10 protein-coding genes, 1 tRNA gene and 1 pseudogene are annotated in these 13,456 nt (G+C 40.8%); 9 read left to right on the forward strand and 3 right to left on the reverse strand.

Annotated features, from left to right (window positions below; translation table 11 throughout):
• Window positions 1-3 precede the first annotated feature (3 nt).
• Both ACSLFW_RS19215 and ACSLFW_RS19220 read left to right on the forward strand, forming a co-directional pair.
• Window positions 4-3,588, forward strand: a complete 3,585-nt coding sequence (locus tag ACSLFW_RS19215; RefSeq protein WP_436557092.1) for a M1 family aminopeptidase — start codon at window positions 4-6, stop codon at window positions 3,586-3,588.
• 278 nt (window positions 3,589-3,866) lie between these two features.
• On the forward strand, window positions 3,867-4,745 hold the full coding sequence (locus tag ACSLFW_RS19220) for a GIN domain-containing protein (protein WP_436557093.1): 879 nt from the start codon (window positions 3,867-3,869) through the stop codon (window positions 4,743-4,745).
• A 430-nt stretch (window positions 4,746-5,175) separates the two neighbouring features.
• Here the strand turns inward: ACSLFW_RS19220 and trxB are convergent.
• Window positions 5,176-6,120: pseudogene (trxB, locus tag ACSLFW_RS19225) on the reverse strand (thioredoxin-disulfide reductase).
• 159 nt (window positions 6,121-6,279) lie between these two features.
• Between trxB and ACSLFW_RS19230 the strand changes: the two are divergent.
• Window positions 6,280-6,354 (forward strand) — tRNA-Pro (locus tag ACSLFW_RS19230).
• Between the two features lie 234 nt (window positions 6,355-6,588).
• Here the strand turns inward: ACSLFW_RS19230 and ACSLFW_RS19235 are convergent.
• On the reverse strand, window positions 6,589-7,002 hold the full coding sequence (locus tag ACSLFW_RS19235; RefSeq protein WP_436557094.1) for a hypothetical protein: 414 nt from the start codon (window positions 7,000-7,002) through the stop codon (window positions 6,589-6,591).
• 145 nt (window positions 7,003-7,147) lie between these two features.
• Between ACSLFW_RS19235 and ACSLFW_RS19240 the strand changes: the two genes are divergently transcribed.
• The 6 genes from ACSLFW_RS19240 to ACSLFW_RS19265 all read left to right on the forward strand — a co-directional run bounded on the left by ACSLFW_RS19240 (window position 7,148) and on the right by ACSLFW_RS19265 (window position 11,929).
• Window positions 7,148-8,380 carry a DUF2339 domain-containing protein gene (locus ACSLFW_RS19240; RefSeq protein ID WP_436557095.1) on the forward strand — a complete coding sequence of 411 codons (1,233 nt, stop codon included), beginning with the start codon at window positions 7,148-7,150 and terminating at the stop codon, window positions 8,378-8,380.
• Entirely contained in the window at window positions 8,374-9,696 is a 1,323-nt protein-coding gene (locus ACSLFW_RS19245; RefSeq protein WP_436557096.1) for a DUF2339 domain-containing protein, read from the forward strand. The genes ACSLFW_RS19240 and ACSLFW_RS19245 overlap by 7 nt, the downstream gene beginning before the upstream one ends.
• Window positions 9,689-10,486: a hypothetical protein gene (locus ACSLFW_RS19250; RefSeq protein WP_436557097.1), complete on the forward strand. Its 798-nt coding sequence runs from the start codon at window positions 9,689-9,691 to the stop codon at window positions 10,484-10,486. The genes ACSLFW_RS19245 and ACSLFW_RS19250 overlap by 8 nt, the downstream gene beginning before the upstream one ends.
• Window positions 10,487-10,544: 58 nt before the next feature.
• Window positions 10,545-10,901 (forward strand): hypothetical protein, encoded by a 357-nt coding sequence (locus ACSLFW_RS19255; protein ID WP_436557098.1) that lies wholly within the window; start codon window positions 10,545-10,547, stop codon window positions 10,899-10,901.
• A gap of 73 nt (window positions 10,902-10,974) precedes the next feature.
• The gene (udk, locus tag ACSLFW_RS19260) at window positions 10,975-11,583 is read left to right on the forward strand and encodes a uridine kinase (RefSeq protein ID WP_436557099.1); all 609 of its coding nucleotides are present in this window, start codon (window positions 10,975-10,977) and stop codon (window positions 11,581-11,583) included.
• Window positions 11,584-11,593: 10 nt separating this feature from the next.
• Window positions 11,594-11,929, forward strand: coding sequence for an FtsB family cell division protein (locus tag ACSLFW_RS19265; RefSeq protein WP_436557100.1), 336 nt, complete (start codon window positions 11,594-11,596; stop codon window positions 11,927-11,929).
• On the opposite strand, the gene ACSLFW_RS19270 is transcribed toward ACSLFW_RS19265, so the two are convergent.
• A complete protein-coding gene (locus tag ACSLFW_RS19270; RefSeq protein ID WP_436557101.1) occupies window positions 11,926-13,455 on the reverse strand; it encodes an alpha-amylase family glycosyl hydrolase in 1,530 nt (509 codons plus the stop codon). The two genes, ACSLFW_RS19265 and ACSLFW_RS19270, sit on opposite strands and share 4 nt — an antisense overlap.
• Window position 13,456: the final 1 nt, after the last annotated feature.

Raw genomic sequence — 13,456 nt, forward strand, 5'->3', positions numbered from 1 at the left:
CTTATGTGGAAATTTATACGATTTGAATTAAAATACTGGCTGAAAACGCCAATGGTCTGGATTTTTATGTTCATCTGTGCGCTGTTTACGTTCTTTGCAACGGCATCAGAATATGTCGTTATCGGCGGCGGCGCAGGAAACATACACAAAAATGCGCCTTTTCAGATAGAAAATTATTATGTCATTATGTCGACCGTTTGCCTTTTGATGACAACGGCGTTCATGAATGCAACGGCCAACCGCGATTTTCAGTTTGGTATGCAGCAGTTTGTATTTTCATCACCGATTAAAAAACGGGATTATTTTTTCGGGAAATTTATCGGGGCGGCAATTGTTTCAGTCATTCCGATGCTCGGACTTTCACTCGGTGCGTTGATTGCGCCTTTGGTTGCTCCGTCGTTGGGAATGGCACCGGCAGAAAGATTTGGCGAGGTTTATTGGAGTGCGCATTTACACGGAATTCTGTCATTTGGGATTCCGAACGTCATTATTTCCGGCGTTTTATTGTTCTCGCTGGCGATTATTTTCAGAAGCACAATTATCTCATTTGTAGGTTCGATGCTGATTTTGGTATTTTATGTGATTTCGGCACAATTCACAAAAGATATTCACAAAGAATGGATTGCCAATCTACTCGACCCGTTCGGGAACAGGCCTTATAACATCATGAGCAAATACCTGACTCCCGATGAAAAGAACTTCCATGTGATCACTTTATCCGGAGATTTGCTGATCAATCGTTTGGCCTGGCTTGGCATTACATTGCTGATTTTAGTATTGGTTTATGCGCGTTTTTCATTCAATACTAAAAAAGAAAAAGCCGCAAAACTGAAAGATAAGAAAGAAACGCCAACTCCGGTTTTGGTTTCTGAAATCACTGCAAAACCTACAAAAGCTGGTGTTTTTTCGTGGAATACTTTTTTCAGCCTTATCAAATTTGAAACAAAATCTGTCATTAAAAACCCGACTTTCATCATCATCATGACGATCGGATTGATTATTTTGATTGTCAATTTATGTACGCTGACAAGTTCTTTTGGAACCACGCGTTATCCGGTGACTTACATCGTCGTTGATAATATCGAAGACGCCTATTTCCTCTTTATGATTGGCTTCATCGGATTCTACACCGGCGTTCTGGTCTGGAAAGAGCGCGATGCAAAACTCAATGAAATCCAGGATGCCACGCCAATGAAAACCGGAATGCTGTTCGCTTCAAAAGTTGCTGCAATGATGATAGCAATTGCTTTGGTGCTGATATTTTCGATATTGCTCGGTATAATAGCACAAACGATTTATGGCTATTCCCGATATGAATTAGGTGTATATGTAAAGTCGCTGCTGCTCATTCGCTTGTCAGGATTTTTATTTCTCACGGTGTTGTCGTTGTTATTTCATTACCTGATTAATAACCGTTACATCGCTTATTTCGCTTTTGTGGCATTCCTTATAGTCAATAGCTTCATCTGGAGCCTGATGGAAATCAACACCAATATGGTTTCATTCGGTTCAAGACCAGGCGTCACTTATTCAGACATGAACGGCTTTGGGCCATTTGTTCCCGGAACGGTCTGGTTCACGATTTACTGGATGCTGTTCAGCCTCGTATTGTGTTTTGTGATTCTGATGTTTTACATCCGCGGAAAAGAAGAGCAATTCCGTTATCGCTGGAACACTGCGAAAATCCGTTTCCGTAACAGCCAGATTGCAATTTTCGGCAGTATACTTTTATTTGTGCTTTGCGGAAGTTTTGTTTTCTACAATACGCAGGTTTTGAATACTTACAACGATTCAAAATCCGAAGAAAAAGCCGCAGTCGATTACGAGAAGACATACAAAAAATTCGAAAACCTCGTGCAGCCGCGCTTCTACAAAATGGATTATAAAATCGATATCATGCCCGAAGACCGCAGCGTGATCATCAAAACCGAAGCCTGGGCACACAACATTTCTGATACGCCAATCAGCGAGCTGCATTTCACGATGCCTGATCTCGACAGCCTGAAACTGACGGTTCCGGGTTCAAAGCTCAAACTTAATGACAAACGTTTGCATTATCGCATTTACAAACTCGACAAACCGCTCGCGAAAAATGATTCGATTAAAATCAATATCGATGTCTGGCAATTGTCACGCGGATTTGAAAATGAAGTGAGTTTTACACAACTCACGCAAAACGGCACTTTCTTCAACAACGCCTCATTCTTACCGAGTTTAGGATACAACAATGGCATGGAAATCTCGGATAAAAATAAACGCGTCGAGTTGAAATTACCGAAACGTATCCGCATGCCGAAACTTGACGATAACAATATCGCCGCAAGGTCGAATACCTACATCAGTAATGATTCTGATTGGGTGACTGTGAACACGACCATCAGTACTTCGCCTGACCAGATTGCGATTGCGCCTGGTTCGCTTGTGAAAAGCTGGGATGCCAACGGACGCAAATATTTCCAATACAAACTCGACCAGAAAGCGCTTAATTTTTATTCGTTCATTTCTGCGAAATATGAAGTCGCCCGCAAAAAATGGAATGGCATCGACCTTGAAGTTTATTACGATAAAAACCACGCTTACAATGTGCCGAACATGCTCAACAGCATGCAAAAATCACTGGCTTATTATACCGAGAATTTCGGTCAGTATTACCAAAAGCAATGCCGCATCATCGAATTTCCGCGTTACGCCGGGTTTGCCCAGGCTTTTCCGGGAACGATGCCATACAGCGAAAGTATCGGATTTATTACAGATCTGCGCGAAGTGACCAAAGACGATATCGACATGGTTTTCTACGTCGTCGCACACGAAATGGGGCACCAATGGTGGGCACACCAGGTCTGTGGCGCGAATATGCAGGGCAGCGAAATGATGAGCGAAGGTTTTGCGCAATATTCAGCATTAATGGTAATGGAAAAAGAATATGGCAAGGACAAAATGAAGAAATTCCTGCAATATGAAATGGACGATTACCTCAACGGCAGAAGTTATGAATCGGAAGGCGAAAACCCGCTGATGAAAACCGAAAACCAGCAATACATCCATTATAATAAGGCCAGCGTCGTGATGTATTACCTGAAGGAAATGGTCGGCGAGAAAAATGTCAATGCGGCGATGCACAACCTCATTACGGAATATGCATATAAAAATCCGCCTTACCCGACTTCGAACGCCGCAGTTGCTGAATTCAGGAAAGTAACGCCTGACAGCCTCCAATACCTGATCAGCGATATGTTTGAAAACATTACGCTTTTCTCGAACCGCGTGCTTGAAAGCAGTTACAAAAAAACCGGCACGGGTTATGAGGTGACGATGAAAGTTTCTTCTGAAAAATTCCGTTCGGATGCATTGGGTAAGGAAACGCCGATCGCTGTCGCGGATTACATCGACATCGGGATTTTCGCGGCACCAGAAAATGATAAAAATCTCGGAAAAGCATTGATTTTTAAAAGAATGAAGATTACGAAAAAGGACAATACGTTTAAATTCACCGTGAAAGAATTGCCTTATCAGGCCGGAATTGATCCCTACAATTATCTGATTGACAGGGTTCCGGATGACAATCTGAAGGTCATTTCTGAAGAATAAATTTATGCAACAGCATCCGTTTTTGAGAAATTGAAAACGGATGTTTTATCTCGCGGCTTCCTCAATTATTCGCGAAACTTAATATACCATACCTCACTGAAATTTTAACAATTTTTACGGCATTCCCGTATCCAGGATTGTTTTATTTTTCGTAGGGTTGCAATTGCCCCTCCCCTGTAGGCAAAATACAAATTTTCACGACACGTTGTATTACGGGTTTGCCGTAGAAATTCTTAAACTTTTATTCAGAAATTGATTTTATACATTGCTTTACGACAATGGTTTTTATTTATATTTGTCCGACCAACACCAAAAACCAAATGCGAAAAATCACCTACATTTTATTGACATTCCTACTATCAACAATCGCTTTCGGGCAAAAGAAAGAAAAAGTAAAAGGTTCTAAAATCGTCACAATCGAACAAAAGAAAGTCGAAAATTTCGATGCGGTTGAAGTCGGCGACGACCTCGAAATTTCGCTTATCAAAGGTGATAAGAATGGTGTCGAACTTGAAGCTGATGACAATCTGCAAGACGCACTTTCGCTTACGATGGCCGGAAGTACTTTAGTCATTACTACTGCAAAAGACCCTGCCGATTTCAAAAAATTTAATATCCGCGTAACTTATACGGATGCTTTAACAACGGTGATTTCGAAAGGGAAATCGAAGATCAATGCGCTTGAGGAAATTACGCTTGACGACATCACTTTCAAATCATTCGAGAATTCAAAACTGTTCCTGAACCTGGCTACGAAATCCTTCAATGTTATTTGCGAAGATCGCTCAAAGGCCGAACTCAATGCTAAATCAGAAACCGGCACGATTACGTTAAGCAAAAATGCCGAGATCAAGGCATTGATTTCCTCAACAGAACTCAAGTGTGACCTTTACCAGAAAGCGGTTGCCAATATTGAAGGCGATGTGATTGACATGACGTTGCGACTGGACAACAACTCCGGTTTCAACGGAAAAAAACTCACTGTAAAAAACATGAAACTTGTAGCAGAAGGTTACAGCAATTGCAATGTTTATGTGGAGACTGCGGTAAAAATCGAAGCTTCCGGAACAAGCGAAATACAATTATACGGCGAACCGAAAGTCGATTTAGTGAAATTTGCAGACAGTGCGATTTTGTCTAAAAAACCGAGTAAATAAACAACATAAATTTCACAGAATTTCACGAATTAAAATTTGTGGAAATTCGTACAATTCGTGTTAGTTAAGATTGCCGGGACTTTTTATTTGACTACCTCCTTTTAAGCCTTATGCTAAATGTGATAGTAAACCTTACAGTTGTAACCTTTATTGCCCTATTGTGCAGTAGTAAACCTTACAACTGTAAGGTTTACTACCCCATAATGATATAGAAAACCTTACACACGTAACCTTTACTACCCTACTTGTGGGGGATGATTCCCCAACACATAGGCAATAAACCTTACAGATGTAACCTTTATTACCCTATTATGAGGTAGTAAACCTTACAGTTGTAAGCTTTATCCTTACACTTTATCATTTTATGAACATTTATGAAACAAAAAATCCCGACGCGAATCGGGATTTTTTATGCAAATATTCATTTGAATTATTCGAGTGATGCCAGGTATCTTTCCGCATCCAAAGCCGCCATACATCCGGTTCCCGCCGCAGTAATCGCCTGACGATAAACATGGTCTGCTGCATCTCCGGCAACAAAAACGCCCGGTTGGTTGGTTTTGGAAGTGCCCGGCTCATTGATGATATATCCGGTTTCATCCATATTGATGAACGGTTTGAAGACGTCTGTGTTCGGCTTGTGGCCGATGGCAACGAAAAATCCTGTGGCCGGAATTTCCTTTTCTTCATTTTTGGTTTTGTCGAGTACTTTTACAGCGGTCACCACTTGCCCGTCACCAATGACCTCAACGGTTTCAGTATTCAACAGGATTTCGATGTTTTCGGTTTTCATGACACGGTTCACCATAATTTTCGAAGCGCGGAAATGCTCACTTCTAACCAACATCGTTACTTTTTTACACAATTTTGAAAGATAATGCGCTTCTTCGCAGGCAGAATCTCCTGCGCCTACAATCACCACTTCCTGGTTCCTGTAAAAGAATCCGTCGCAAACCGCACAGGCAGAAACCCCGCCGCCCATTTGCAAATAATGTTGCTCTGAAGGCAATCCGAGATATTTCGCAGAAGCACCGGTTGCAATGATTACGGTTTCACAATCAATTTCTTTGGTTTCGTTGATCCAGACTTTGTGTCCGGTGGCGCAGAAATCGACTTTTGTAACCCATCCGTCGCGGACTTGCGTTCCGAAACGTTCGGCTTGTTTCTGCAATTCGACCATCATTTCGGCCGGTGATGCCGTCAGGATAACCCGGGAAATTTTCTACTTCGTTGGTCGTGGTAAGTTGTCCGCCCGGTTGTGTTCCCTGGTAGATAACCGGATTCATATTGGCGCGTGCGGCATAAATCGCTGCGGTATAACCCGCCGTCCTGAGCCGATGATTAGGCATTTTATTTTTTCGATGGTCTCTGACATGGTTTCGTAAAATCGTTATTTTTAGACTGCAAATGTAGCTTTAAATTGAAAATATTGCGTCAAAAAAATATCAGTTTTGGCTATCAGAAAATAATCTTCCCCTATTTATTCAAATCTTTTTGCGGGATTGAAAATTAGTGTTATATTTGCCTCCGCTTTCGGGGTGTAGCGTAGCCCGGTTATCGCGCCTGGTTTGGAGCCAGGAGGTCGCAGGTTCGAATCCTGCCACCCCGACAAAGAATCCTTTTCTGTGAAAACAGGAAGGGATTTTTTAGTTTATGGAAATTTTGGGTTCACTTAAAAATTTCTGTAAATTAAAAAAAGACCGGCGGTTTGCCAAAACCGCAAAAGGATTCTTTGTAATGACTCCCTTTTCGGATCATGAAATAATCCTGCCACCCCGACAAAGAATCCTTTTCTGTGAAAACAGGAAGGGATTTTTTAGTTTATGGAAATTTTCAGGTTTTGCTATTGCGCCTTTGTAAGAACGAAAGCTACCCGACGATCCCTGTCATTTGTGTATGTCACAATGTCGAGTGTAGTTTTGTCAAGATACCGTATCGAGAATAATTGTTCAAACGAACCATTGCCGTCAGATTCTTTCAGTATTATCGAAAGGATTTTGCCATTTAGACTCCACGTTCCCGGGGTTTCCATCAGCACACAAGGATTATCACCTACTATATCGTGATTGCCGTATATCATGGTCCCGTCAGCATTCAGGAGCTGGTATGCATTCTCGCAACCAAAACCATTACTGCCATAATCGTCTGCGAAAAGCCATTTGCCTATTAAGTCGTCGGGATTTATCGCCTTTAAAATATTATTCCCCATAAAGTTACTGTGTTTGTATAACAAGAATACAAAAATCTTATCTGGCATTTGATTTTTTCTGTAAAATCTTTTAATTAAATTCTTTAGCTACAGAAAAGCTAACATTTATCCCGAATAAAATCTTCTCAGCCGTCAAACATTGCAACTGCAAAATGTTGTTATATTTACATACGATAATACTAACCTCCTCTGCATGGAAATTTTTCTGGCTATCCTCGTATTTGCATTTTTGCTTTTTATAAGAAGCGAAATCACTACACGATTTAATTACCTTGAAGACAAGCTCAACAATATGACTAAATTGCTGAATGAGCTCCGCAAACAGCAATTGCCTGAAGAAAATCTGTTTAAAAAATCCGATTATAAGCCCGCACAGATTGTTCCTGAAGAAAAACCTGTGGCGCCGATTCCGAAACCAACAGTTGAATTTCCACCAATTCCCGATGTCACTCCACAACCTGTCGCTGAAAAAGAAACACCTAAAGTCATCACACCAATTGATTTTGGAAGTCGACAGCCTGTTTATGAAAAAACGGTTTTCAGTGCACCTTCGCCAACTCCAGAACAACCATCGTACGCCAATTACAAAAACGAAAAATCGTGGTGGGATACTTTCAAGGAAAAAAATCCCGACCTGGAAAAATTCATCGGCGAAAACCTCATCAATAAAATCGGTGTACTGATATTGGTTTTAGGCATCAGTTATCTGGTAAAATATGCCATTGACAAAGACTGGATCAATGAACCGGCGCGTGTCGGAATCGGCATTTTATCAGGTGCACTCGTAATGGGATTTGCGCATAAATTAAGGAAAAACTACGCGGCATTCAGTTCGGTTTTAGTGGCTGGCGCGATAGCGATATTTTACTTTACGATTGCAATTGCATTTCACGATTACCATCTTTTCGGGCAAACGGCTGCTTTTGTAATCATGGTGGGCATTACGGCTTTCAGCGCCATTATTTCGCTTTCGTATGACCGGATGGAATTGGCCATATTATCACTGATTGGCGGTTTTGCTGTGCCTTTTATGGTAAGCACCGGCACAGGAAATTATGTCGTGCTGCTGACATATATCGCCATTCTCGACGTTGGAATCCTTGCACTGGCTTTCCATAAAAAATGGAGCGCCGTAAATGTCGTGGCTTATGTTTTCACTGTTGCATTATATGGCGTATGGCTGTATCAGGACAACGCGCTGCCGCATCCGCATTTTGGCGGGGCGTTGGTATTTGGCTTTGCGTTTTACCTGATTTTCATCCTGACCAATATCGTCAACAATATCAGGACGAAAGGCGTATTTTCGGCAATAGAATTATCGATTCTTGCGAGTAATACGTTTTTATTCTACGCTGCCGGAATGACAATTCTTCATACTTATCATCCGGAATTCCGGGATTATTTACAACTGGTCTCGGTTTGTTGAATCTCTTATACGCATGGATTTTATACAAAAAGTTTGGCCTTGATAAAACCGCGGTTTACTTGCTTATCGGCCTGACATTGACGTTTATAACGCTCGCGGTTCCGATACAGTTTGAAGGCAATTACATCACTTTATTCTGGGGCGCTGAAGCCGTTTTGCTGATGTGGCTTTCGCAAAAATCCGAAATCAAAAGCTACAGGATTGGCTCAGTTATCGTGCATTTCCTGATGCTGATCAGTTTATTAATGGACTGGAGCAATATTTATCTCGGAATCGAAACACTCAGGATTGTAGCGAATCCGGCTTTTATCACCGGGATTTTCTCTGTACTGACACTCGCAGCGGTGATCTATCTGCTGAAACGCGAAGTCATTTCGCCATCGGAAAAACAATTTCCCGACACGCTCACTTATCGTAAATACCTCGGTATTATAACCATTATCATCGGTTATTTTACAGGAATTTTTGAAATCATTTATCAGTCTGACAGCTATGTTTCCGGCAATTATTCTGCGAATGCTTTCCCGGTTTTGTATCATTTGTTGTTTAGTGCCGCATTTATATTCCTGATTTATAAAAGCAAACGCACGGCAACTTATCAATTCGCAGCGCTTATCGCCGTCGTCAATATCGTGCTTTTTACTTTTTGGTTTTCGAATTATGCTTTCCTGGAACATACCGAATATATCGCACATAATTCCGGGCAGCGCATCGCTTTTTACCTGCATTATTTTTCACTGGCGATAATCATTTTTTATGCGTGGCAATTGTATCAAATGCATAAAGAGCATGCAATTTCTGAGTTCGTTAAAAACAAATTTTTCATCTGGATTTGTTGTTTCTTCATCGTTTATATTGCCAGCACCGAACTGATGCTGCATGCTTTGGTATTTTCTATGGATGTCATAACTGCAACTGATGTTAAAACCGAAAACCTACGTTATTACGCTGACATAGGAGGCAATGATGCCAATTATTTTGCTGCTTGCGATGCAATCAATGTAATACGAAATCTCGTCATCAGAACCGGATTCCCGATTTTATGGGGCGTTCTGGCATTCATTTTCCTGATTTTCGGAATCAGAAAACAAAACAAATCGCTTCGGATCATCGCATTATCATTACTCGGAATTACAATTGCCAAATTATTTTTATTCGATATCAGAAACGCTTCCGAAACCGGAAAAATCATCGCATTCATTCTGTTAGGCGTACTGATTTTAATCATTTCATTTGTTTACCAAAAAATCAAAGTGCTCGTCCTGGAAGACAAATCTGCTGAAATTAAAGACATTGAAAAAGATGAAAATGAATAAATGCTTATTGCTGATTCTATTGGGAAATTTCGCTTTGGCGCAAACCACCGCTAAAATTCAGGTGAAAACAAATGGATTCAATAAAATCGTCATTTCGCCTGAATTGCGCGCGCTTTCGAAAACTGATTTAAGCGATTTGCGCATTTATGACGCGAAAAATCACGAAATTCCGTATCTCAGAATCGAAGAAAATGACAGTAAACCGCATTATGATTTTGAGGAATATCCGATTTTCGGGAAAATGATTGATGAAAAAGACAGTACCTCGATGGTTGTTGAAAATCCGATGAAGGAAATCAATTCCCTCACGCTTTTCATCGCCAACACCAGTGTCAACAAGACTTACAACTTATATGGAAGTAACGATTATAAGTCGTGGTTTGGCATTTCCCAAAAACAAAAACTCGAAGATTTATCCGAAAATTCGAATGCTTATGTGATAAAGACAATTGTTTTTCCGCGCTGTACTTACCGGTTTTTGAGGATTGTTTTCAACAACAAAAAGACGCTTCCGATTAACGTACTCCATATCGGAAATTTAAAACCTGCTGCCAAAAACGGAATCGACCTCTTACCTGCCGTGCCTGATTACAGCACTGTTTCCAACGTACAAGGCTCCAAAAAAACAGTGATTGCCGTTCGGTATAAAAATCCGACAATTATTAATAAAATGGTGTTTCATATTTCGGGACAGCGCTATTACAACCGGAAAGTCAACATCTATAAAAACGTAACAGTAACCCGGAAAAGAAAAAAACACGTGGTCCAGGGAAGACCTGATGCAGTTTGACCTCACTTCTCATTCCAACAATATTTTTCCGCTGGAAATAAACGAGAAGTCATTTTTTATGGAAATAGAAAACGGCGATGACGCCCAGCTCCAGATCAATGGCACAGAATATTTGCAGATTCCGATTGTGATTGCCGCCGATTTGAAATCAAATGAAAATTATACTATCAGAACCGGAAACCCGAATTTGAGTGCGCCGCAATACGATTTGTCTTATTTCCGCGACAGCATCCCGAAAAATCTTCCCGAAGTCGCTATTTCTGACATTCAAACCCAATCGCCTGAACAACAACAAGCATCGCCAAAACCTTTCTGGCAAAGCCAGTGGTTCCTGTGGGCTTGCATCGGAATCGGCGGAATTGTACTGCTGCTTTTTACGCGAAGCCTCATAAAAGACATGAACCGAAATCAGTAAAACATTTCAAAAAAACAAAATTCCCTCTGAATTAAATTCCTATTTTTGTGGCATCAACAACTAACATTTCAATATGCTCATCATAGGAATTGCAGGCGGGACCGGCAGCGGAAAAACAACAGTAGTGCACCAGATCATGAACGAATTGCCGCAGACGGAAGTCGGCATCATCTCACAGGATTCCTACTACAAAGAAAACCACAACCTTTCTTATGAAGAACGCGCGCTGATCAATTTCGACCATCCGCGCGCTATCGATTTTGAACTTTTGGTGGAACATCTGAAGGCATTAAAAGCCGGAAATACCATTGATCAGCCGGTTTATTCCTTCGTGACGCACAATAGAACAGACGACACTGTTTTTACGCATCCGCGGAAAGTGATGATTGTTGAAGGGATTTTGATTTTGGCCAACCCGCAATTGCGTGATATGTTCGACATCAAGATTTATGTACATGCCGATCCCGACGAACGATTGATCCGTCGGTTGAAACGCGATATCGCTGAGCGCGGCCGCGACATGGAAGAAGTTTTGAGCCGTTATCAGCATACGTTGAAACCGATGCACGAGCAATTTATTGAACCTACAAAAGCTTTTGCCGATATTATCATTCCGAACGACAAATACAATACCGTTGCGATTGACGTGGTGCGCGCCGTAATCAACCAGCGCATTTTGTAAATTTATCACGATGAAAAATCCGTTTAAAAACAAGTTTAAGAATCGCTGGCTCAGGTTGGTAAGCAACCGCTACGTGCTGATTACGCTGTTTTTTATCGTATGGATGATATTTCTTGACAACTATTCTTACTTCGACCAAAGGATTCTGAATGAAGAAATCCAGGAGCTCGAAGACAACAAGCAATATTATAAAGACGAAATCAAGAAAGACAACCAAAGCATCAAGATGCTGAAGAGCAAAGACCAGGTTGAAAAATTCGCTCGTGAAAAATATTATATGAAACGCGACAGCGAAGATATTTATATTATTGAATACGAAGGTGATACGATTAAAAAAGGGCTTTAATTTCCTTCATAAACCACAATGACGCCATAAGGAGCTATTGCTTTTTTTCCATCGTTTAAATTTTTCAGGTAATTTCCTCCAAAAACAACCTTCGCCGGATTATTAGGGATGGTCTCGAAAACCTGTTCCCTGTCCGATAAATTTATCGAAACAATGATCTTTTTTCTTGCGTTGAATCTTTCAAAAGTGAGTACAGAAGGATTGTCATTTGGAATATTTCTATAAGAACCGCGATGCAATCCGGTGTATTTTTTTCGTAATTTAATCAATGATCTATAAAAATTAAATAGCGATTCCGGATCTTTCTGTTGTTCTTCAAACGATATCCCGTCGTTAGCCTGACTATTTCTTTTATCCCACCAAACGCCGGTATTTTTATACCATTCTGCCACGCCTTTTCCTTCGCCGTTGGCATACCAATCGAAAGCTTCGCGCACCGGAATATCGTTGCCATCGGTCATGCCGAATTGCTGCTGCTGGCCGTTCATACCAATTTCCTGCCCGTAATAAATCGACGGAATTCCTCCAATCAAAAGCTGGATGGCTGCTGCAACTTTTTCTTTTTCCAGAGTCATTCCCGGCTCTGACGCGAATCGTTTCGTATCGTGATTTTCCAGGAAAACAAACTGGTTTTTTCCTGAAGGATTATAATTGAAAGTGCTGTCAGCAGCTTTTATGATTTTTTCTTTTTCGAAAGAATTGATGGCGAATTTGAGTCGGAACGCAAATACATAATCGACATTTCCTTTTTCAAAATAATCGTGTCCGAAGGAATTCCAGTTGGCTTGTTCTGCAACGATTTTTAATTTTGGATTCACGGCTTTTAGCTGTGTAAGAACCGGCGTCCAGAAATCGCTGAATAAACCAGTGAGTCTATTGGCATTGTCCAGATTATCCATCATGTGATCAAGCCGGAAACCGTCGACACCGTCGTCGAATTTGCCGTCATTATTGGGGTCGACCCATGATTTCAGTACTTTCAATGTATACTCTTTAACAGCCTGTTCCTTCATGTTTACGACGATGATTTTATGTTTGGCATTATCGTAAGTCGTAAATTCAGGCACATCGAAAAAGTACCATGGTTTCTTATTTTCCGCATCATTGTAAACTACAAATTTACTGTATTCCGATTTCGGGTTTTCGAAAGAATCCTTAAACCACGGATGATTTCCCGAGACGTATTGCATTTCTACATCCTGATAAATTTTCATTTTTCGGCGGTGTACTTCTTTAACCAAATCAATATAATCCTTCATCGAACCATATTCCGGATCAATGTTTTCAAAATCATCAGCGAAATAATTATGATAGAAATCAGAAACATACAATGGCGTCAGCAAAATGGTTGTAACACCCAAATCCTGCAGGTAATCTAGCTTTTCACGCATTCCTTTTAAATCGCCGTTTTCATCGCCATCGCTATCGAAAAAACTACGCTGAAAAACATGGTAAACGACTTCGTTTTGCGCCAAACCGATTTGGCAAAACAAACAAAATATCACAATCAGAAATTTTATTTTCATG

This window comes from Flavobacterium sp. 3HN19-14 (assembly GCF_051373205.1).
GTDB lineage: Bacteria > Bacteroidota > Bacteroidia > Flavobacteriales > Flavobacteriaceae > Flavobacterium.